Here is a 20,895-nt window from a genome sequence, read left to right as displayed (position 1 = left end):
GATCACCTATTAATATAAACTATGTTGATTGTCACGAATGGTTTCTTCAGAAACCTTACCACGCATCACATGATAAACCCATGTTGTATAACTCAGCACAATCGGTAAAAAAATCACAACCACCCAAAACATGATTTCTAAAGTTAAATAACTAGACGTTGCATCCCAAATGGTTAAGCTACTTTGAGGATGACTGGACGATGGCAACACAAAAGGAAATAAGGCAATCCCTGCGGTAGCAACAATAGCAGCACTGGTTTTGGCACTGCTAATAAAGGCAAAACCAGTCCATTTTTTCCATGCGGCAAGACTGCTAAATAATGCACCCAAAACACCAGTTAGAGGAACTAACCACAATACAGGATAGACATTTAAAAAGCCCAACCAACTGCCTTGACTACGGTCAACAGTTTTCATTAATGGGGTGAGTGTGCTGTTAACATCAGGAATGTGGTTAATGTGATAACCTTTTAATTGGGCAACAAAAAAGCCACCCATCGCAAATAATGTGGCGGTGCTTAAACCTGTTATCATCGCAACGATACGCGCCCGTTCTGCTACTTTGCCATCTGCACGTAAATGCAAATAGCTCGCACCATGCAACACAATCATGCTTAAAGAAACCACCCCACAAAACAGAGCAAAAGGATTGAGCAAATCAAAAAAACGGCCTGTATAACTGACCATCATATTGTCATCAAATTGAAAGGGTAAACCAATAAACAAATTACCCACTGCTACGCCAAACAAAATTGCGGGTAATACACCCGAAAAACACAGGGCATAATCCCATGCTTGTCGCCATTGTGGATTGCTTAATTTGCTGCGATAGTCAAAACCAACAGGCCGAAAAAATAAGGCAAATAGTACCAACATTAACGGAATATATAACACCGAAAATGAGGCTGCATAAATCAAAGGCCATGCGGCAAATAAAGCTCCACCTGCGGTGATTAACCACACTTGATTGCCTTCCCATGTTGCTCCGACTGTATTAATGGCAATGCGTCTTTCTTCATCGGTTTTAGCAACAATAGGTAATAATGCCCCAACTCCAAAATCAAAGCCGTCAGTGACGATAAAGCCAACAAACAATGCACCAATCAAAATCCACCAAATAAATTTTAAGGTTTCGTAATCAAACATGGCTGTTAGCTCCTTCGGTCAGGTTTTCTTCACCGTGATAACGGCCTGTATGTAAACTGGCAGGGCCTAACTTGATATATTTGAGCATCAAATACATTTCAATCACAAACAAGAAGCTATAAATACCCAGCAAACCCAACATACTAAATATCAACTGGCTTTTATCGAGTTGTGATGCCGATAAATGGGTGGGTAAAATGCCACTAATTGTCCACGGTTGACGACCATACTCAGCGACAATCCAGCCCATTTCTGCTGCAACCCACGGTAAGGGAATAGAAAATACACATAACCACAATAACCAACGTTGTGGGGCAAGGTTTTTGGTTGATAAAAACCAAAAGGCCGCGGCAAAAACAAACAAGAAAAAGAAGCCTAAGCCCACCATAATCCTAAATGACCAAAATAGCGGTGCAACTTGCGGAATGGTATCTTGAGCGGCTTGTTTAATTTGTGCCTCAGTCGCATCGGTGACATTAGCGGTATATTTTTTTAATAATAAACCGTAGCCTAAATTAACTTTGTGGGCATCAAATAAACTACGCACTTCGGCAGTATTTTCGCCTGCTTTTAGTCTTAATAGTGCCGCATAAGCAATCATGCCATCACGAATTTTATCTTCATGTTCAAGGCGTAGCTCTTTTAAACCTTTAACCTCTTTATCTAAAGAGCGTGTGGCAATAATTCCCAAGGCATAGGGGATTTTGACGGCGTAGTCTGTGCGTTCTTCGGCTTGGTTGGGAATGCCAAATAAAGTAAACGAGGCAGGTGCAGGCTGTGTTTCCCATTCAGATTCAATAGCAGCAAGTTTGACTTGTTGCACTTCACCTGCGGTATAACCCGATTCGTCACCCAATAAAATCACCGATAAAATCGACGCTAAACCAAAACTGGCGGCAATAGCAAAAGAGCGTAAGGCAAAATTAACATCACGAGCTTTTAATAAGTAATAAGCCGAAATACCTAACACAAACATGGAAGCAGTGACATATCCTGCGGCAACCGTATGCACAAATTTGACTTGTGCGACTGGATTAAAAAAGACATCGGCCATGCTACTTAATTCCATGCGCATGGTGGTGTAGTTAAAGTCTGCGCCGACTGGATTTTGCATCCAACCATTAGCGACTAAAATCCACAACGCAGATAAATTAGAGCCAACAGCAACCAAAAAAGTCGCCATTAAATGTTGTACTTTTGATAATCGTTCCCAGCCAAAAAAGAACAAACCGACAAAGGTCGATTCTAAAAAGAAGGCCATTAAACCTTCAATTGCTAAGGGTACACCAAAAATATCACCAACATAATGTGAGTAATAAGCCCAGTTTGTGCCAAATTGAAATTCGAGAGTGATGCCTGTGGTCACGCCCATCGCAAAGTTAATACCAAATAATTTGCCCCAAAACTTGGTCATGTCTTTATAAATTGGTTGGCCAGTCATCACATAAGTGGCTTCGCAAATAAATAAAATCCATGATAAACCTAAGGTTAGCGGCACAAATAAAAAGTGAAATAGAGCAGTCGCACCAAATTGTAGGCGTGACAGCTCGACAACTTCGTTCATCGTGTTGACTCCTGAATAGAATGAGAAGAAGAAGGGGATAACAGTTGTTGTTGAATTTGTTGGGGAGAGACCTGCATATGTTTTGCAGTGGGTTCAGAAAAATATAGATGGCGAATAAGACTTAGCAGACAAAGTTTGATAACGAGAATGATAAGAATATCTCGTTGTAGTGCAGAGAGTTTTTTAGCTTTCATCGTGAGGTTATCCTCAACAAGCAGCGAACCTGCTTAAATATACTATGACTTTCATAAAAGACATACAAAAATTGTGGTCTTTATGGAGCTATTAAGTGTCTATTACTATGCCTTGATATTGGCAGTAGAGTAGACGGGAGTCACTAAACAGCTAGCATCATCCACATCCATGTATTGTTTGATAAGCTAACTATATAAGAATTAAAGAGTTTTTCTATGTGGCATAATGTCGCAGTTATGCCTTAATCCTTTTTTGCAAGCCAAAATATAACAAGGGAATTAACACCAAGGTTAAAAATGTTGATACCAAAATACCCGAAATTAACGAAATCGCTAAACCATTAAAAATCGGGTCATCCAAAATAAATAACGCCCCTAACATAGCAGCTAAACCTGTGAGCATAATGGGCTTAGCGCGTGTGCTGGCAGCTTGAATCACTGCTTCATCCAAGGCCATGCCTTCGGCTAATTTTAATTGAATAAAATCTACCAACAAAATCGAATTACGGACAATAATACCTGCCAAGGCAATCATGCCAATCATTGAGGTGGCGGTGAATTGTGCGCCCAACAAAGCATGGCTGGGCATAACGCCAATAATGGTTAAGGGAATTGGCATCATAATCACCGCAGGAATAGCATAAGAGTGAAATTGGGCGACGACTAACAAATAAATCAACACCAAACCCACCGCATAGGCAATGCCCATATCTCTAAAGGTTTCATAGGTAATTTGCCATTCACCGTCCCATTTAATGGCAAACTCACGCAAGGCATCATCAGGCTGACGAATAAAATACTCTGTCAGTTTGGCCGAATAGGGCAAGTTTAATTGCGCTAAACCGTCACGCATGGCAAACAAACCATATAACGGCGAATCCAGTTTTCCTGCAAAATCGGCAAACACATAACTAACTGGCAATAAGTCTTTATGATAAATCGCTTGTTCAGATGGCTCTTCGCTAATGTTGACCAATTCGGATAAAGGAATTAACGAACCATCATCAGCTTTAACCGGTAATTTTAAAATATTCGCCAATTGTGATTTGTCGTTATCTGCCAAACTCACACGCATCGGCACAGCATATTTGGCATCGTTGGCAAATAACACGCTGCTTTGTTGACCTGTTAAGGCCAGTTGTAGCGTTTGGGTAATGGTTTGCGAGTTAACGCCCAACATCATGGCTTTGTTTTGGTCAACCAATAGCCGTTTTTGCATGGCTTGGGCGACAACCGTGCTATCAATATCGACCATGCCAGCCTGTTGCTTAAATTTGGCTTCTAACAAGGTGGCCACTTGTTGTTGGCTTTGTTGGTCTGGTGCATAAATCTCAGCAACAATCGGGGCTAACACAGGCGGGCCGGGTGGCACTTCAACCACTTTTAGTTTCGCTCGATGTTGACTGGCAATTTTTTGCAAATCAGCACGAATACGACTAACAATGGCATGGCTTTGTTGGTGGCGATGATGTTTATCCACTAAGTTAACCTGAATATCGCCTTGTTCGGCTTGAGCACGTAAATAATACTGACGTACTAAACCATTAAAGTTAATCGGTGCGCTGCTACCTGCATAGGCTTGATAATCAGTGACTTCGGGAACGGTGGCTAAATACGCGCCTAAATCGTGTAATACGGCGGCGGTTTTTTCTACAGGTGTGCCTGTTGGCATATCAACCAAAATTTGAAATTCAGACTTATTATCAAAGGGCAACATCTTTAACACCACCCATTGCACCACTGCCAAACTGATGGCTAAGGCAATTAATACGACAATGCCCAAATACAAACCATGACGACGTTTTTGGCCTTGTTGTGGGTGTAAAAAAGGCGTCATGATTTTTCTAAAGATTGGCTCTAAAGGGGAGTGGACTTCGTGGCTTTCATGGCTACTGGTGGGGGTATGTTTGGCCATTAATTTTAAAGCTAACCACGGGGTAATGCTAAAGGCAATAAGCAAAGAAATGAGCATGCCCATCGAGGCATTAATCGGAATAGGGCTCATATAAGGGCCCATTAAACCACTGACAAAGGCCATCGGTAATAACGCAGCAATCACCGTAAACGTGGCTAAAATAGTGGGATTACCCACTTCATCAACGGCTACAGGAATCACTTCGGCTAAAGGCTTGTTGTCTAATTGCATCCGACGGTGAATGTTTTCAACTACCACAATCGCATCATCGACCAAAATACCAATCGAAAAAATTAAGGCAAATAAAGACACACGATTGAGGGTAAAGCCCCATGCCCACGAAGCAAACAAAGTCGCGGCAAGGGTTAATAACACTGCTAAACCGACAATCACCGCTTCACGTTTGCCAAGCGCAATAAACACCAACACAATGACTGATAAAGTCGCAAACAACAACTTTTGCATCAGTTTTTGCGCTTTTTCGTTGGCTGTTTCACCATAGTTGCGTGTGACCGTCACTTCAACATCGGCAGGAATCATCGTGTTTTTTAGGCTATTCACCCGTTGTAACACGCGCTCCGCCACATCTACCGCGTTTTCGCCCGTTTTTTTGCTAATTGCTAAAGTAACAGAAGGAAATTCACCTTGTTGGCTAATGCCTCGTTGTGCGGCAGCCATGCCTGTCCCCAACCAACTGTATTGGCTGGCGGTGCTTGCACCATCGTGAATGGTGGCGACATCATTTAAATAAATCGCTTGGCCATCATTAACCGCAATCACCAACCGACCAACATCTTCAGCAGAACGCAAAAAATCATTCGCTTCAATAGGGGTCACACGGTTATTAGCCACTAAGTCGCCAGAGCTTAAGGAGCTATTACTTTGTTGTAAACGTTGACTGACTTCTAAAGCACTGAGCTGATGTGCTTGTAAACGTGCACTATCTAACTCAATGTTTAATACCCTAGGTGATGTGCCAATGCTATATACTTCGCGAGTGCCTGAAACCCGTTTTAGCTCTAATTCGATGCTATGGGCAATACGGCCTAAATCATAAGCACCTTTGTTGCCTTGCGCTTGCCATAAGGTTAAAGACAAAATCGGCACATCATCAATGCCTTTGGTTTTAATTAAGGGTTCGCCAACGCCTAATTGTGGATTTAACCAATCTTTGTTGTTATTAATCGCTTCATATAAACGCACAATGGCTTCGTTGCGCGCGACACCGACTTTAAATTGTACGGTTAACAAGGCCATATTCGGTTTAGAGACCGAATAAACGTGTTCAATGCCTTGAATTTGTGACAACACTTGCTCGGCAGGCACAGACACTAAACGTTCAACATCGCTGGCTTTTGCGCCCATAAATGGAATCATCACATTAGCCATCGTCACATCAATTTGTGGTTCTTCTTCACGAGGTGTAACGGCTAAGGCAAACAAACCCAGCAAAAAGGCAATCACCGCTAACAAGGGTGTGAGTTGTGAGCGCAAAAAAAAGCGACTTAACTTACCTGAAATACCCATGAGTTTAGACTCCTAACCCAGCAGCAATCGGTTCAAGGGCAATGGTTTCACCTGCTTCTAAACCTGCCAACACTTCAACCCAACCATTGGCCAGCGTTTTACCCAAACGAATTTGACGTAATTGCGGTTTTTGTTTTGGTTTAATCACATACACCGCATTTAATTCGCTACGTTGTAACACGCTGGCTTTTGGAATTACTAAAAGTTGTTCTTGACCAACAACAAAATGTACTTTGGCGAGTTGATTGGGTAAAACTGAGCTATTTTCGGGCAGAGCAATACGCACTTCGCTAGTATGGGTTCGAGCATTAGCGGTAGGAATAAACGTTATTTTTGAGTCACTTAACCATGAGCTTTGGCTGTTAAGTTCGATATAGGCTTTGTTATAACGTTGAATGGCTGACATTTGGCTTTGAGGCACATGACTGCTTAGGCGCAAATAACGTGGATCATAACCTGTGGCCAATGGTTTGCCAGCAAAAGCCATTTCACCCACTTCAACATGCAATGCCGACATCACGCCAGAGTAGGGGGCATTAATGGTGCTAAAGTTGCGGTTAGTTGTTGATTGTTTAAGACCTGCTTGTAAGGTATTTACTTGAGCAATAGCACTTTTGTAGTCAGCTTCTGCTTTATCGAGTTGTGCTTGACCGACATATTGCTGCTGAAACAATTCTTTAATCCGTTGATATTGCTTTTGTAAATTATCGCGTTGTACTTCGGCTTCACGCACACGCGCTTGCATTCCTGCCACATCATCATTAGCGGTGGCGGCATCAATACGCATAATTGCTTGACCTTGTTGAACTTTATCACCCGCTCTAAAATAAATATTCACAATACGGCCAGTCACTTGTGCGCTGACTGTTGATTGACGTTCTGCTTCAGCATTAGCCACCGTATCGTAGGTGTTTTCCACCAAACGATAACTTACCGTGGTCGTTTTTAAGGGGGCAGCCGCTACCGAAGTGACTAAGGTAAGACTGGCTAATGCTAAAGCAGTTTTCATGGCGTGACTCCAAATCAATTAACCACAACTTCGCGTTTAAAGCCCAATTTGCCTAATAACCATACCATCGGACACCAGCCTGTAAACGCCGATTGAATCAAGTTGAGGCCAATAAAGACGGTAAACAAAAACCACATCGGATTGACAAAGTGCGCTAATAACACGCTGATAATCACAAACGTACCTGCCACCAAACGTAAGCCTGCATTAATAGTCATGATCTTTACCTCTGTTATTTGTTTATAGTTAATATACTATACCCCCTATGGTATATTGGCAAGCATGATGCAGCAAAATATTCTGTGCACCGCCAAAACTCGGTCAAGAACCTATCGCAAGTTTGCCATCACGATGAGCTTAATTTGGCATCTAGTTGTCAAAATGGGGTAGGTGAAAGGTGTAATCTGAAACTTAAAGAAGGCAAAATTGCGGGCAATCAGTTGGGTAATGCGGTGTATTTGTGTACCTCTTATCCTGATTCGGCAAGAATTGTGTTGGATGCTTAAACGTATTTGCTCTTATGTAATGAACTTGAGTAAGTTGCCTGTATGAAGCATCGCGGAATACAGGGTTTATTACTCCTGTGTTGCGTTGCACTTCACAGAGGCTACGAAACTGTGGAATTGTAGAGGTTAATAATAAAAAGGCGGAAAATTTTTATTCAGAAGATTTGAAGCTTGAAAAATTGAGTAAATTGTTCCCTGACAATGATGAGGGTTTGCCTGTTGGAATATAATATGCGAAAATTGCTACTAACATGATGTTTGTGTCAGTGTGTAGCCTTTAGAAGCATCACAAAAAACAGGATTAAATGCTTAATTTTAAATCCTATTTTTCGCTACATCAAACCTACGAACTCACCTTAAAACTACCCATACAATTTGGCAACGCAGGGGCAATGGCCTCTGCCACACGCTCGCCAAACTCCTTACCAATACTCAACATTGCCTCATTACGCGCCTTAAAATATTTTTGTCCAACCGCGCTTTGAGCAAATTGCAAATAGGCTTGCAAATCGACATCACTCACATTCAAATATAAATTACTTAACGAACGTTGCACCTGCCGTTCCATAAAAGCCACTTTATGACGTTTTGCCATTAACAAACCAATATTAGAACCAGGAATTTGCCGAATCGCCAAACACTCATAACTATCTAAACGACTAATCACCGCATCCGCACTACTGATAAATACATTATGCAGCAGGGTTGATAACAGTGTCGCTTTAATAACCTCACTTGCTAACGCTGTGCTATCTGAGCTTAAATTAACCCGCTCTCTAAAACTTTGCTCTGCTTGTAAAATATTTTGGCCTGTTATTGACTGATAAAAATCAATCACTTGCTGTGTTTCTGTACTGCTTAATTTTTGCGAAAGCGCTAACCGTAGTTGTGTGTCGGTGTAGGGATAATTTATGGTGTCATCAATACTTTTTTGCACATCATCTAAAAATTTTTGTGGAATCCATTCTTTCACTTCGGGGTCATACAGTGGTGCTTCTAAATAAAAAAGCGGTGTACGAAATTGGCTAACGGTTAAGAGTTGATTGATATTGGCATGGGGAGGAGCAATCACGGTGGTTTGTTGAGGGACAGTTTGACAAGCCGCTAATCCTAAAAAAGATAATGCTAATAAGGTTCTAGCTATCATATTTCCTACCATTTTTCAGCATTAAGTTAAATATTTGTAGCCTGTATGTAGCGTAGCAAAATACAGGAAAAACAAAACGTTATGATGATTAATTCGGTGTTGGGTTACACTGCACACAGGCTACCAATCATCATGTTTTTTGCATAACGAACAGAGTAAACATATCTGCTTAAGGCTTCAACTCATTTTGTGTCCGCAACACCGCTAACATGGCACTCGCCGCCCTCGATAACGTTCGACGGGGATGATACACCACGCCTAAATCGCGGTGCATTTTTGCTGCTTCGGCTAAAGGCAACACCACCATTTCTTCATTGGCCATGCTGGCAGGCAACACACTCCAACCCAAACCTATCGACACCATCATCCGAATAGTCTCTAAATAATTGGTGGTCATAGTCACCGTTAAATTGAGTCCAGCAGCTTGAAATAGTTCGGCGGCAATTTGACGGGTAAAGGTATTGAGTGACGGTAAAATAGCAGGGTGCTGGGTTAAGTCGGCCAATAGCACGTGTGTCTGCTGTGAGAGTGGATGGTCTACACCAGCCACAAAAGCTAAAGGGTCATCCCAAATTTTTTCGGTTAACAAGCGCGGGTCAGCTACAGGTGGCAGCGTAACAATGCCTAATTCTAAGTCGCCACTTAATACTGATTCATAGGCGGCTTCGGAGTCTATAAATTGAATATCTAAGCGTACTTGTGGATAAGCCTGCGAAAAAGCACGTAAGGTCGGAGGTAAACGGTGCAAACCAATATGATGACTCGTCCCAATTTTGAGTATGCCACTGATGTCTCCTTGTAAACTGGCGACACTGTTTTTAATTTCTTCAAAGTCAAGTAACCATTGTTTGGCGCGCGGCAATAACGCGCGTCCTGCTTCGGTGAGCTGTACGCGACGGCCAACGCGGTCAAATAAATTAACGTTTAAGGTCTCTTCTAAATTATTGACCCGTTTACTCATGGCAGGCTGTGTTAGATGGAGCTTTTCGGCAGCCAATGTAAACGATTCGTGTCGTGCGACTTCAATAAATGCGGCTAAATCGGCAGTATTCACACAAACATCCTCTGGGTTTATTTATTCCATAAAGTTATCAAATAAATAAAAATTATAAAATTGTTTTATTGTTTGTGCTTGCATAAAATACAAACATTCGCTGCTATAGCCCGTGATAGCACACCGATTTTTGAAGGAGATAGCCATGTCAGCCAAAACCTTATATGACAAATTGTGGGATGACCACTTAGTCAAGCAACGTGATGATGGTTCTTGTTTAATTTATATTGACCGTCAATTATTACACGAAGTTACCAGTCCTCAAGCCTTTGATGGCTTAAAGTTAGCCAAGCGTCAACCGTGGCGTTTAGATGCCAACATTGCCACGCCAGACCACAACGTGCCAACCGACAAAGCCGAGCGTAGTCAAGGTATTGCTGGCATTAAAGACGAAACTTCACGCATTCAAGTACAAACCTTAGATGACAACTGCAAAGAGTTTGGTGTCGTTGAGTTTGATATTTTTGATGAGCGTCAAGGCATTGTCCATGTGGTAGGGCCAGAGCAAGGTTTAACCTTACCCGGAATGACCGTCGTCTGTGGTGATTCTCATACGGCAACGCATGGTGCATTTGCTTGTTTAGCACATGGTATTGGCACTAGCGAAGTAGAGCACGTCTTAGCGACGCAATGTTTGGTGCAGAAAAAATCCAAAAATATGTTGGTCAAAGTGGACGGCGTATTGGGCGAAGGTGTGACTGCTAAAGATGTCGTTTTAGCGATTATTGGCAAAATTGGTACGGCAGGTGGTACAGGCTACGCGATTGAGTTTGGTGGTCAAGTGTTCAGAGACATGAGCATGGAAGGCCGCATGACCGTGTGTAATATGGCTATCGAAGCAGGTGCGCGCGTGGGCATGGTGGCGGTGGACGAAAAGACCATTGCTTACTTCAAAGACAAGCCATTTGCACCTAAAGCGGAGCAATGGGATGCCGCCGTTGCCTATTGGCAGGGCTTAACATCTGATGCTGATGCTCAATTTGATGCGGTGGTTGAATTAGATGGTAATGCCATTGAGCCGCAAGTATCTTGGGGAACTTCACCCGAAATGGTATTGCCCATTAGTGCTAAATTACCGACCTTAGACAGTGCTAACGATGCGGTACAACGTAGCTCTTGGCAACGTGCGTATCAATATATGGGCTTAACACCTGAACAAGCGATTACCGATATTAAATTAGATCGTGTGTTTATTGGTTCTTGTACCAACTCACGGATTGAAGATTTGCGTTCTGCGGCGGCAGTGATTAAAGGCCGTAAAGTGGCCAATACCGTCAAACAAGCCATGGTGGTTGCAGGTTCTGGTTTGGTAAAAAAACAAGCCGAGGCCGAAGGTTTAGACAAAATCTTTACCGAAGCCGGTTTTGAATGGCGTGAACCTGGTTGCTCCATGTGTTTGGCGATGAATGCTGACAAATTATTGTCTGGTGAGCATTGTGCTTCAACCTCAAACCGTAACTTTGAAGGTCGTCAAGGCAATGGTGGTCGTACGCATTTAGTCAGCCCAGCGATGGCGGCGGCGGCGGCGATTGCAGGTCATTTTGTTGATGTTCGTGGCTTCTAAGAGGATAACATTATGCAAGCATTTACCGTATTAACTGGTTTGGTTGCGCCTTTAGACCGCGCAAACGTCGATACTGACCAAATCATTCCTAAGCAGTTTTTGAAGTCGATTAAACGCATTGGTTTTGGTGTGAATTTGTTTGATGAATGGCGTTATTTGGATGAGGGTTATCCTAATCAAGATTGTAGCAAACGCCCCATCAATACCGAGTTTGTGTTAAATCAAGCCCGTTATCAAGGCGCACAAGTGTTATTGGCACGCCAAAATTTTGGTTGTGGCTCTAGCCGTGAACATGCACCTTGGGCATTAGATGAATATGGTTTTAGAGCGGTTATTGCGCCAAGTTTTGCGGATATTTTCTTTAACAACTGTTTCAAAAATGGCTTATTACCTGTGGTATTAAGCGAAGAACAAGTTGATATTTTATTTAAAGAATGTGAAGCCAACGAAGGCTATCAGTTAACAGTAGATTTAGCCAAGCAACAAGTGATTCGCCCCAATGGCGAAGCATTTAGCTTTGAAGTCGATGCTTTCCGTCGTCATTGCTTGTTAAATGGTTTGGACGATATTGGTTTAACGTTACAAGCAGCCGAAGACATTCGTGCCTTTGAAGCTAAAGCTAAAGTGGCTCGTCCATGGGTATTTAATGCTTTGAGATAAGTACATAGGGCAGAGTATTGTGTGATAGACGTAACACTTTACCCCTTGTCAATCATTCACTATGATGAAAGGCAGAATCATTATTAGAGTCAATTTAGCTCTTTTTATCTCCTGTCTTTTCCCATCATAGAGGGTCAACATCATGCTAAAAATAATAACAACAGCGCTATTGCTGAGCTTAGGTTTAAGTGCAGCTAATGCCGATGGATTGTATCGTGACTTAAAAATCAAGGGTTTAACTTATCGTGCGGTAGGTAAAGCCATTTGTTATAACACGAAAATTAGCGTGAATGATGAAATGGTTGATGCCAGTATTCAAGGCCAACTGCAAGAGGTGAGAGGACGCGACTTGCATGTTTTAGTCAACACGATTAAAGCCGCAGAAAATCCACCCTCTGTCTTGGTGATGGATAATGTGGCGTTTAGTAGTGGTGAAATTGTCTGGACAAAAAATGAGGGCTGGTTTGTCTGTGAGGGCAATCGCTCTTTGTAATATCAGTGAGTGATAGGAAAATATGAGTAAGCATATTGTTATTTTAGCGGGTGATGGTATTGGCCCAGAAATTATGGCCGAAGCGGTTAAAGTGTTAGATAAAGTCAATCAACAATTTAACTTAGACCTCACGTACTCCCATGAACTATTAGGCGGTTGTGCGATTGATGCGACAGGCGTGCCATTACCTGATCAAACTCTAGAAGCAGCGCAAAAAGCGGATGCTATTTTATTGGGGGCAGTCGGGGGGCCAAAGTGGGATACCATTGAGCGTTCGATTCGTCCAGAGCGTGGCTTGTTAAAGATTCGTTCTGCACTAAACTTATTTGCAAACTTACGCCCAGCGATTTTATATCCCCAATTAGCCTCTGCCTCTAGCTTAAAGCCTGAGATTGTTGCGGGTTTGGATATTTTGATTGTGCGTGAATTAACGGGTGGCATTTATTTTGGTCAACCGCGTGGTATTCGCACCTTAGAAAGTGGTGAGCGTCAAGGTTATAATACGGATGTCTATAGCGAAAGTGAAATCCGTCGTATTGCCCATGTTGCTTTTCAATTAGCGATGCAACGCAACAAAAAAGTGTTGTCAGTGGATAAAGCCAACGTCTTAGAAGTCACTGAATTGTGGAAAGAAATTGCTACCGAAGTGGGTAAAGAATATCCAGAAGTGCAATTAAGCCACATGTATGTTGATAACTGTGCGATGCAATTGGTACGTGCCCCTAAACAATTTGATGTGATTTTCACAGGCAACTTATTTGGCGACATTTTATCGGACGAAGCCGCGATGTTGACGGGTTCGATTGGTATGTTGCCATCGGCTTCTTTAGATGAAAACAAAAAGGGCATGTATGAGCCATGTCATGGTTCTGCGCCTGACATCGCAGGCAAGGGCATTGCTAACCCATTAGCAACGATTTTATCCGTTGCCATGATGTTGCGTTATACCTTTAACCAAGAAGCTGCCGCTAAAGCGATTGAAGATGCGGTGGGTAAGGTGTTAGACCAAGGGTTACGCACCGCCGATATTTGGACTGAAGGGTCACAAAAAGTCGGTACTAGCCAAATGGGCGATGCAGTGGTTGCTGCTATTTAAGTTTACCCCTTCCCAGCCTCCCCCTAAATTAGGGGGAGCATGTTCCCTCCCTTAATTTAGGGGAGGGTTGGGGTGAGGTTCTACAGATTACCGCCTTTTAGTTTGCCCCTTAGTCAATGGGGGAAGAGGGCGATGAACGAGGAAAACAGAATGCGTGTAGGTTTAGTGGGTTGGCGTGGCATGGTGGGTTCTGTGCTCATGCAACGTATGGTTGAAGAGAATGATTTTGCTCATTTTGAACCCGTTTATTTTTCTACCAGTAATGCTGGCGGCAAAGCGCCTAATTTTGGCGGTAAAGAAGCGCCTGCCTTATTAGATGCGAATGATGTTGATGCCTTAAAAGGCATGGATGTAATTTTGACTTGTCAAGGTGGTGATTACACTAATGACATCTATCCAAAATTACGTGCTGCGGGTTGGAATGGTTACTGGATTGATGCAGCTTCTGCTTTACGCATGGAAGATGATGCCATCATCGTGTTAGACCCCGTTAACTTAAATGTGATTAAAGAGGGCTTAGCCAAAGGCATCAAAAACTTCATTGGTGGCAACTGTACTAACTCCATTATGTTAATGGGTATGGGCGGTTTATTCCATGCAGGTTTGGTGGAGTGGGTCAGTTCGATGACTTATCAAGCCGCGTCTGGTGGCGGTGCTAACCATATGCGTGAATTATTAAAAGGCATGGGCGTGATTCACTCAGCGGTTGAAGCAGAGTTAGCAACACCATCGTCTGCCATTTTAGAAATTGACAAAAAAGTCGCTCAGTCTATTCGTCAAGACGTACCCACAGAGTTTTTTGGTGCACCATTAGCAGGTGGTTTAATTCCTTGGATTGATAAGCAATTAGACAATGGTCAATCTAAAGAAGAATGGAAAGGTCAAGCCGAAGTCAACAAAATCTTAGGCAATACCGATGTTGTGCCTGTTGATGGTTTATGTGTGCGTATTGGTGCAATGCGTTGCCACAGCTTAGCCTTAACCCTAAAACTGAAAAAAGATTTACCTTTGGATGAAATCGAAGCAATTATTAAATCAGCTAATCCATGGGTTAAATGGGTGCCAAACAATCGTGAAATTTCGGTCAACGAATTAACACCAGCTTCTATTACTGGCAAATTAGATATCGGCGTTGGTCGTGTGCGTAAATTAAACATGGGCGGTGAGTATATTTCTGCTTTTGTGATTGGCGACCAATTATTATGGGGTGCTGCTGAGCCATTACGCCGTATGTTACGCTTGTTAATTGAAGGTTAATATAGAAAGTTATCAGGCAAGCACTTAGCTTGTCTGATAATTTTAGCGAGAGATAAAGTGGCTTTTATATACAGGGAAATGAGTAAACAAGATAAGAAAAAAATTCGATGGAAATCCATAATATCTTTGGGACGACTACAAAAAATTAAAGAAGAAAAACTGTATTGGGCGATTGATAGCGAGAAAAATTTTTTTATTATCTGTTACTTAGATGGAGATTGGACAGGAGAGTATTTGCTAAGGTATGGAATATATAGTTATAAAGGCCAACAGGTTAAATTTGCTTACATTGATGATTTTCAGGGGAATATTATTGTAGAGCGTTTAATTATTCCAAGAAAAATAAAAAACAGTTTGAATCTAATTAAAGAGTTGTTTAAAGAAGGTATTAGTGCATATATGACAGGTATTTTTAATTACGCGCATACTAATACAGCTAATGTTACTATCAAGGAAGTTTTTATTCTACCTAAACGCACCTTTAGCTCGTATTATTATGAATTCAAAAATAGATTAGTACAAAACGCTATTGATAAAAAAATCTTGCGTTTATTTTGGTTGTTTTGTTATAGCCTTAGTATATTTTTTGCAGTGTTTGTGTGGGGGTTGATAACTGATTAATTCCCTGATGTTATTTAAATAAGTTATATTTTTGAAAACTAGGATGCCCTATGAAAGCTCTTGTACTCACTTCCAAAGAAGACGGTATTGTCTTTAATCCAGACTATCCTCAGCCCCTCGCTCAAGCAGGCGAAGTACGCATTAAGGTTTTAGCTGCTGCCTTAAATCACCGTGATGTATGGATTACGCAAGGCCAATATGCAGGCATTAAGTTTCCAACCATTTTAGGTTCTGATGGTGTAGGCATCGTTGAGTCAATAGGTGAAGGTGTTAATAGTGCGTGGTTAGGTAAAACTGTGATTATTAATCCCAATAATCACTGGGGCGAGAGTGAACGTCATCAATCCAAACAATATCATATTATGGGTTTACCCAAAGACGGTACGTTGGCAGAGTTTGTTATCGTGGATGCAGATAAAATGCGTCTCGCTCCCCATCATTTAACCATAGAGCAAGCCGCCGCTTTACCTCTAGCAGGCTTAACGGCTTATCGTGCTTTATTTGGTCGTGCTCAGTTACAAGCAGGCGAAAAAGTCTTAATTAGCGGTATTGGTGGCGGTGTCGCATTATTTGCCATGCAGTTTGCGATTGCGGCAGGTGCTGAAGTGTATGTGACCTCGAGTAGCGAAGAAAAAATTGCCAAAGCCGTACAGCTAGGTGCCAAAGCTGGTGTACTTTATAACCAAGAAGGTTGGCAAAAAACCTTTGTAAAAACCTATGGCGAAATGGATGTGGTGATTGACAGTGCCTGTGGTAATGGTTTTGCCGCCTTAATTGATGTCTTGGGCTTTGGTGGTCGTATTGCTTTTTACGGGGGGGGACAAGGCGCAATTAACGGCTTAAATCCACAAAAAATCTTTTGGAAGCAGGTGTCTATTTTAGGCTCGACGATGGGTAGTGACCAACAGTTCGCCGACATGGTAGATTTTGTCGAAAAACACCAAATTAAACCGATTGTAGATAGTATTTATGCTTTAGAGGATGGTGTGGCCGCCTTTAGACACATGGCACAAGGCGCACAATTTGGTAAAATTGTCATGCGTGTGCCGCAAGCCTAAATCACACCAAAAACTGCTGTTGGCTGATATGCCCAGCAGTGTTGGTTCAACGCTGTGACTGTGAGCCTGTTGGCCGTTATAAACGGTGAACATGTCGCTAAAGACCATGTAAATAGGAGCCAACGTCATCTCTCAGGTTCAAACGTTTGATATTAGAACAACAACCTCACAATTAACTGCATTAGTGATTGCGAGTCATAGAAGGCTTATGATAAAAACACGTATTATTGGCAAATGTCTATAAAAATACGGTTTGCCTCCGTTGTTATCGAAAAAAGCCTCCATCTGTGGGGTGTTTTTTCGGAAGTGTCACAGAGAGACAGGGTATATCCATAAGTCATACGTCATGAGGGTGTCGCCCAACAGTGATGATGAGTGTAGACTCATAACAAAGAATAACCAGCAAAGGAAACAAACAATGGTTCTGCGTAAGCTTACAATGGCCTTATTAAGCATAGGGGTCATGCTGCCGGGATTAACTCATGCCTTAGCCATACAAAATATCAAAACGAAGTCTGCATTGGGTGAACCATTTCGTGCAGAAGTCGAACTCAGTGATATTGGCGATTTGACCGAGGAAGATATCAAAGTCAGTTTGGCGAGCCCCGAAGACTTTCAACGTTTAGGTATTGAGCAAAATTATTTTTTGACCGAGCTGCGTTTTGAAGTCAGCATGCAGGCTGGTCGTTCGGTGATTAAAATCAGTAGTCATAAACGTGTGACCGAACCATTTTTAGATTTTGTGTTACGCATTACATGGCCTAATAATACCCGTTTGCAAGAAGTCACCGCTTTTCTTGACCCGCCAACGGCAAAATCAAGCCAGCAAATGCCTGTTGCTGCCCCCGTCGTGGTCAAACAAGTTCCCCCTCCGATTGTTGCCCCCTTAAATGTAGAGCCGCCACCGATGGCAGAGGAACAAGAGTTGGTGGCTGAAGTAAATACAGACACGAATAAGACATACCAAGTAAAAAAGTATGACACCTTATGGAGTATTGCTCGGCGCGTAAGACCGAGCACCACCATTTCTGTGCCAGAAATGATGAAAGTACTTCATAAGGCGAATCCGCAAGCGTTTATTGCGAATGATATTAACATGCTTAAAAATGGCGAAGTCTTACGCGTGCCAGCCCTTTCCAATCAAAACGCCAATACGCAAGTTGCTGCTCAGGCTAAAGCCATCGTGATGCCGCAAGCAGCAAATAAACCGTTAGCGCGTCAGCAAATTGATGCAACCAGTCATGCTAAAGCAAGTTTGGCTGTTCAAAAAGCGCCTAAAGCTCAAATGAAACTTGTCGCTCCTACAGGTAACGTGACGGCCAAGGCAGGGGTTCATTCCAAGCAAAAAGAGGGTACTCAGACAGCAATGCCGAAAGGTGCTGTTAGTGTGACGAATCAAAAATTAGTGACTAAAACCACTAAAATGAGTCACGAAGTAGCCGTGCTTGAACAAAAACTGAAAGAAAACGATCAAAAAATTGCACTACAAAACGCTAAGCTGGCTCAGTTAGAAGCCCAGCTTAAAGCGCGACGTCTGAGTGCCGAACAAGCAGCGAAGCAAAAAATGAGTGAAAAAAACACCTTAGAGAAAAAAGCGCTCGCCACAATGGCCTGTGCAGTCGTTACCCAATCTTTTTTGGCAACTGAAGCTAAAGCAGCACCAGATGCACCTGCACAACAATCAGGCGGTTCTATGATGCCTATTATTGGTGGTGTTGCACTGATTGTCATTATTGCGGTGATTTTCTTCTTAAAAAGTAAAGGAAAGAAATCTGAGCCTAGCCGCCCCAGTGCACCGCCGCCTGCGCCAAAACCAGCTGCACCAGCACCTGCACCGGAAGTGGCTAAACAACCTGTGCCTGTTAAGCCTGCACCTGAAGTTAAAAAGCCAGCCGATCCATTAGAAGAAGTACAACCTTACTTAGAAATGGAGCGTTATCCACAGGCAGTTGGTATTTTAAGTAAAGCCTTAGTACAAACGCCTGAGCGTGCTGACTTGCACCTCAAACTGTTAGAGATTTTTGTTAAACAAAAAGACCGTCAGAGTTTTGAAGAGCAGTTTGCAAAACTGGAGCTATTGGGTGAATTAGAGGCAACGGTTGAGGCCGAAAAGTTAAAGGCTTTGTTACCGCCACCCCCTAAAGTTGCGGTTAAAAGTGACGAAATTCAATACGAAAAAGTTGCTATCAAACCGCAACAAGACGAGGAAATGCCAAGTTTAGAAGATCTTGAAAAAGATTTTGCGATGAGCTTGTCACAACCTAACTTAAAAGCCTTAGACATAGAAATCATTCCTGACCCTGTGGAGCTACAACAAGCGGCGGTTGAGCCGCCAAAAGCACAGGAAATAGAGTCGTTATTAAATAACAGCTTAGAATTCTCTTTTGCTAAAGAAGAAAAAATTGAGCCACCACAAGCGCCAGCCTTAGATTTATCCTTAGACTTAAACTTGGAAACTAAAGCAGAAGTCGACGAGAAGCCTGCTCTTAAGTTTGATAATAACCTGTCGCTTGATAGCTTAGATGATTTCTTAGCCGAGCATAAAGTTGATGCACCCGTCCAAGAGGCACCAGCCCCTGTCTTAGAAACGTCCTTAGATTTTGAGCAAGCACTGGCTGAGTTTAAGGAAGAGCAAAAAGACGAAGTTGACTTAAATCTGACAGAAGGTTTTGAGTTAGAAGAGTTCAGTGTTGCCCAAGCTGAACCGGCAGTAGACACGGATTTAGCCGCTTTAGATGTCGATTTCTCTATTGATGAAACCAAAGTTGATGCGCCTGCTGAATTAGCTGTTCCCGCCATAGATAGTATTGATTTAAGCCAAGCGGCGGCAGCTTTTGACCAAGATTTAGCGCAGCAGTTACCTGATGTAGCTGCAGATGACCTTGATTTTGATGTCAATGTTGCCAGCGATGATGTAGTTGCCGATTTAGATAAAGAGTTTTCTTTCTTGGCAAGTACAGACGAAAATGCAACTCGCTTAGATTTAGCACGCGCTTATGCGGATATGGGCGACCGTTCAGGTGCGCGCGACCTTTTAGAGGAAGTGATTGCTGAAGGTAATAGCGAGCAAAAAAATGAGGCACAAGGTTTGTTAATGCGTATTAGCTAATCTACAAAATATCTTGACTGCCCACAAAGGCCGCCTTAAAAAGCGGCCTTTGTTTTTGTTTATAGGATTAAGGGTAAGAAATTGACTAACATGACGCGTTTTGCGGTAGGTATTGATTATGATGGCTCTCATTATCGTGGCTGGCAAACACAACAAGAGGGTATTGCGAGCATTCAAAGCACACTCGAACAGGCGTTAAGTAAAATCGCTAACCATCCTGTCATTTTACATGCTGCAGGACGTACGGATGCAGGTGTACATGCCGCAGGCATGATTGCCCACTTTGATACGACAGCTGTGAGGGGGCATAAAAATTGGCTCTTAGGTACAAATACCTTATTGCCCCCCGATATTGCCTTACGTTGGCTTCAACCTGTCAGTGATGATTTTCATGCCCGTTTTAAGGCCATTGCACGTCGTTATCGTTATGTCATTTTTAATAGTCCGCAGCGCTCAAGTCAGCTCGCAGGTAAAGTCACGTGGCATTATCATCCACTCAATGTTGAGCGTATGCAGTTAGCTGCACGTTATTTGGTGGGACATCATAATTTTAACTCGTTTAGGGCAGTGGGTTGTCAATCACGCAATCCGAATCGTCACGTTCACTTTTTGCATCTGACTCAACGTGGTTCATTGATTATTTTAGATATTCAAGCAGACGGATTTTTACATCATATGGTGCGTAATATTGCAGGCGTCTTGATGGCAATTGGGCAGGGCAAAGCAGAACCTGAGTGGGTGCAAGAATTACTCGCTGTTCAAGACCGAACACAAGGCGGTGTGACGGCATCAGGGAGTGGGCTATATTTTGTTGATGCCTTATACCCACCACAATTTATGTTACCCAAAGAGCCGATAGGGCCCATTTGGTTGGCAGATTTATTATAAATCAGTGGTGAAAAATGTCTTCAGAGCTAAATGAATTTTAGTGGTCTGCGTAATTTGTGTACAAGCATGCTGCAATCGTCATCAATT

The 20,895-nt window shown here is 42.6% G+C and carries 18 protein-coding genes; 10 read left to right on the top strand and 8 right to left on the bottom strand.

Features of this window, described 5'->3' with window-relative positions:
- Positions 1 to 9: 9 nt before the first annotated feature.
- The 6 genes from cydB to C8N29_RS13405 all read right to left on the bottom strand — a co-directional run bounded on the left by cydB (position 10) and on the right by C8N29_RS13405 (position 7,573).
- Positions 10 to 1,146 (bottom strand): cytochrome d ubiquinol oxidase subunit II, encoded by a 1,137-nt coding sequence (gene cydB / locus C8N29_RS13425; protein WP_107866585.1) that lies wholly within the window; start codon positions 1,144 to 1,146, stop codon positions 10 to 12.
- On the bottom strand, positions 1,139 to 2,710 hold the full coding sequence (locus tag C8N29_RS13420; protein ID WP_107866584.1) for a cytochrome ubiquinol oxidase subunit I: 1,572 nt from the start codon (positions 2,708 to 2,710) through the stop codon (positions 1,139 to 1,141). Before C8N29_RS13420 ends, cydB begins: the two co-directional genes overlap by 8 nt.
- Positions 2,707 to 2,904, bottom strand: a complete 198-nt coding sequence (gene cydP / locus C8N29_RS17440) for a cytochrome oxidase putative small subunit CydP (protein ID WP_420836670.1) — start codon at positions 2,902 to 2,904, stop codon at positions 2,707 to 2,709. The genes C8N29_RS13420 and cydP overlap by 4 nt, the downstream gene beginning before the upstream one ends.
- Positions 2,905 to 3,139: 235 nt before the next feature.
- Complete coding sequence (locus tag C8N29_RS13415) at positions 3,140 to 6,346, bottom strand: efflux RND transporter permease subunit (protein WP_107866583.1); 3,207 nt, start codon at positions 6,344 to 6,346, stop codon at positions 3,140 to 3,142.
- 4 nt (positions 6,347 to 6,350) lie between these two features.
- Positions 6,351 to 7,355, bottom strand: coding sequence for an efflux RND transporter periplasmic adaptor subunit (locus C8N29_RS13410; RefSeq protein WP_107866582.1), 1,005 nt, complete (start codon positions 7,353 to 7,355; stop codon positions 6,351 to 6,353).
- Positions 7,356 to 7,369: 14 nt separating this feature from the next.
- Complete coding sequence (locus C8N29_RS13405; protein WP_107866581.1) at positions 7,370 to 7,573, bottom strand: YgaP family membrane protein; 204 nt, start codon at positions 7,571 to 7,573, stop codon at positions 7,370 to 7,372.
- A gap of 144 nt (positions 7,574 to 7,717) precedes the next feature.
- On the opposite strand from C8N29_RS13405, the gene C8N29_RS16770 reads away from it, so the two are divergent.
- The gene (locus C8N29_RS16770; RefSeq protein WP_170106993.1) at positions 7,718 to 7,861 is read left to right on the top strand and encodes a hypothetical protein; all 144 of its coding nucleotides are present in this window, start codon (positions 7,718 to 7,720) and stop codon (positions 7,859 to 7,861) included.
- A 343-nt stretch (positions 7,862 to 8,204) separates the two neighbouring features.
- On the opposite strand, the gene C8N29_RS13400 is transcribed toward C8N29_RS16770, so the two are convergent.
- Together C8N29_RS13400 and C8N29_RS13395 are read right to left on the bottom strand one after the other, a co-directional pair.
- Positions 8,205 to 9,008, bottom strand: a complete 804-nt coding sequence (locus C8N29_RS13400; protein ID WP_107866580.1) for a DUF2059 domain-containing protein — start codon at positions 9,006 to 9,008, stop codon at positions 8,205 to 8,207.
- Positions 9,009 to 9,177: 169 nt separating this feature from the next.
- Complete coding sequence (locus tag C8N29_RS13395; RefSeq protein WP_107866579.1) at positions 9,178 to 10,062, bottom strand: LysR family transcriptional regulator; 885 nt, start codon at positions 10,060 to 10,062, stop codon at positions 9,178 to 9,180.
- Between the two features lie 145 nt (positions 10,063 to 10,207).
- Between C8N29_RS13395 and leuC the strand changes: the two genes are divergently transcribed.
- The 9 genes from leuC (at position 10,208) to truA (ending at position 20,808) form a co-directional block, all read left to right on the top strand.
- Positions 10,208 to 11,626, top strand: a complete 1,419-nt coding sequence (gene leuC / locus C8N29_RS13390) for a 3-isopropylmalate dehydratase large subunit (protein ID WP_107866578.1) — start codon at positions 10,208 to 10,210, stop codon at positions 11,624 to 11,626.
- Positions 11,627 to 11,638: 12 nt separating this feature from the next.
- Positions 11,639 to 12,286, top strand: a complete 648-nt coding sequence (gene leuD / locus C8N29_RS13385; protein WP_107866577.1) for a 3-isopropylmalate dehydratase small subunit — start codon at positions 11,639 to 11,641, stop codon at positions 12,284 to 12,286.
- Between the two features lie 142 nt (positions 12,287 to 12,428).
- Positions 12,429 to 12,779, top strand: coding sequence for a hypothetical protein (locus tag C8N29_RS13380; protein ID WP_107866576.1), 351 nt, complete (start codon positions 12,429 to 12,431; stop codon positions 12,777 to 12,779).
- Between the two features lie 22 nt (positions 12,780 to 12,801).
- A complete protein-coding gene (gene leuB, locus C8N29_RS13375; protein WP_107866575.1) occupies positions 12,802 to 13,875 on the top strand; it encodes a 3-isopropylmalate dehydrogenase in 1,074 nt (357 codons plus the stop codon).
- A 150-nt stretch (positions 13,876 to 14,025) separates the two neighbouring features.
- Entirely contained in the window at positions 14,026 to 15,132 is a 1,107-nt protein-coding gene (asd, locus tag C8N29_RS13370; protein ID WP_107866574.1) for an aspartate-semialdehyde dehydrogenase, read from the top strand.
- A gap of 78 nt (positions 15,133 to 15,210) precedes the next feature.
- Positions 15,211 to 15,753 (top strand): hypothetical protein, encoded by a 543-nt coding sequence (locus C8N29_RS13365; protein ID WP_146164472.1) that lies wholly within the window; start codon positions 15,211 to 15,213, stop codon positions 15,751 to 15,753.
- A 50-nt stretch (positions 15,754 to 15,803) separates the two neighbouring features.
- Positions 15,804 to 16,811 carry a quinone oxidoreductase family protein gene (locus C8N29_RS13360; RefSeq protein ID WP_107866572.1) on the top strand — a complete coding sequence of 336 codons (1,008 nt, stop codon included), beginning with the start codon at positions 15,804 to 15,806 and terminating at the stop codon, positions 16,809 to 16,811.
- Between the two features lie 418 nt (positions 16,812 to 17,229).
- Positions 17,230 to 19,920: a motility hub landmark protein FimV gene (locus C8N29_RS13355; protein ID WP_170106992.1), complete on the top strand. Its 2,691-nt coding sequence runs from the start codon at positions 17,230 to 17,232 to the stop codon at positions 19,918 to 19,920.
- 90 nt (positions 19,921 to 20,010) lie between these two features.
- Positions 20,011 to 20,808, top strand: a complete 798-nt coding sequence (gene truA, locus C8N29_RS13350) for a tRNA pseudouridine(38-40) synthase TruA (protein ID WP_107866570.1) — start codon at positions 20,011 to 20,013, stop codon at positions 20,806 to 20,808.
- The last annotated feature ends 87 nt before the right edge of the window (positions 20,809 to 20,895 follow it).

The sequence above is a fragment of the Agitococcus lubricus genome (assembly GCF_003051055.1).
In the GTDB taxonomy this organism is placed as follows: Bacteria; Pseudomonadota; Gammaproteobacteria; order Pseudomonadales; family Moraxellaceae; genus Agitococcus; species Agitococcus lubricus.
Note: the sequence above shows the minus strand (reverse complement) of the source record. Positions and strands in the feature narration are given on the sequence as shown.

What these genes read in the sequence shown, in the direction of transcription:
- cydP (WP_420836670.1), bottom strand. Translation starts at nt 2,904, where the DNA reads ATGAAAGCTAAAAAACTCTCTGCACTACAACGAGATATTCTTATCATT.
- C8N29_RS13400 (WP_107866580.1), bottom strand. Translation starts at nt 9,008, where the DNA reads ATGATAGCTAGAACCTTATTAGCATTATCTTTTTTAGGATTAGCGGCT.
- leuD (WP_107866577.1), top strand. Translation starts at nt 11,639, where the DNA reads ATGCAAGCATTTACCGTATTAACTGGTTTGGTTGCGCCTTTAGACCGC.
- C8N29_RS13420 (WP_107866584.1), bottom strand. Translation starts at nt 2,710, where the DNA reads ATGAACGAAGTTGTCGAGCTGTCACGCCTACAATTTGGTGCGACTGCT.
- cydB (WP_107866585.1), bottom strand. Translation starts at nt 1,146, where the DNA reads ATGTTTGATTACGAAACCTTAAAATTTATTTGGTGGATTTTGATTGGT.
- C8N29_RS13415 (WP_107866583.1), bottom strand. Translation starts at nt 6,346, where the DNA reads ATGGGTATTTCAGGTAAGTTAAGTCGCTTTTTTTTGCGCTCACAACTC.
- asd (WP_107866574.1), top strand. Translation starts at nt 14,026, where the DNA reads ATGCGTGTAGGTTTAGTGGGTTGGCGTGGCATGGTGGGTTCTGTGCTC.
- C8N29_RS13355 (WP_170106992.1), top strand. Translation starts at nt 17,230, where the DNA reads ATGGTTCTGCGTAAGCTTACAATGGCCTTATTAAGCATAGGGGTCATG.
- C8N29_RS13365 (WP_146164472.1), top strand. Translation starts at nt 15,211, where the DNA reads ATGAGTAAACAAGATAAGAAAAAAATTCGATGGAAATCCATAATATCT.
- truA (WP_107866570.1), top strand. Translation starts at nt 20,011, where the DNA reads ATGACGCGTTTTGCGGTAGGTATTGATTATGATGGCTCTCATTATCGT.
- C8N29_RS13380 (WP_107866576.1), top strand. Translation starts at nt 12,429, where the DNA reads ATGCTAAAAATAATAACAACAGCGCTATTGCTGAGCTTAGGTTTAAGT.
- C8N29_RS13360 (WP_107866572.1), top strand. Translation starts at nt 15,804, where the DNA reads ATGAAAGCTCTTGTACTCACTTCCAAAGAAGACGGTATTGTCTTTAAT.
- C8N29_RS13410 (WP_107866582.1), bottom strand. Translation starts at nt 7,355, where the DNA reads ATGAAAACTGCTTTAGCATTAGCCAGTCTTACCTTAGTCACTTCGGTA.
- C8N29_RS13405 (WP_107866581.1), bottom strand. Translation starts at nt 7,573, where the DNA reads ATGACTATTAATGCAGGCTTACGTTTGGTGGCAGGTACGTTTGTGATT.
- leuB (WP_107866575.1), top strand. Translation starts at nt 12,802, where the DNA reads ATGAGTAAGCATATTGTTATTTTAGCGGGTGATGGTATTGGCCCAGAA.
- leuC (WP_107866578.1), top strand. Translation starts at nt 10,208, where the DNA reads ATGTCAGCCAAAACCTTATATGACAAATTGTGGGATGACCACTTAGTC.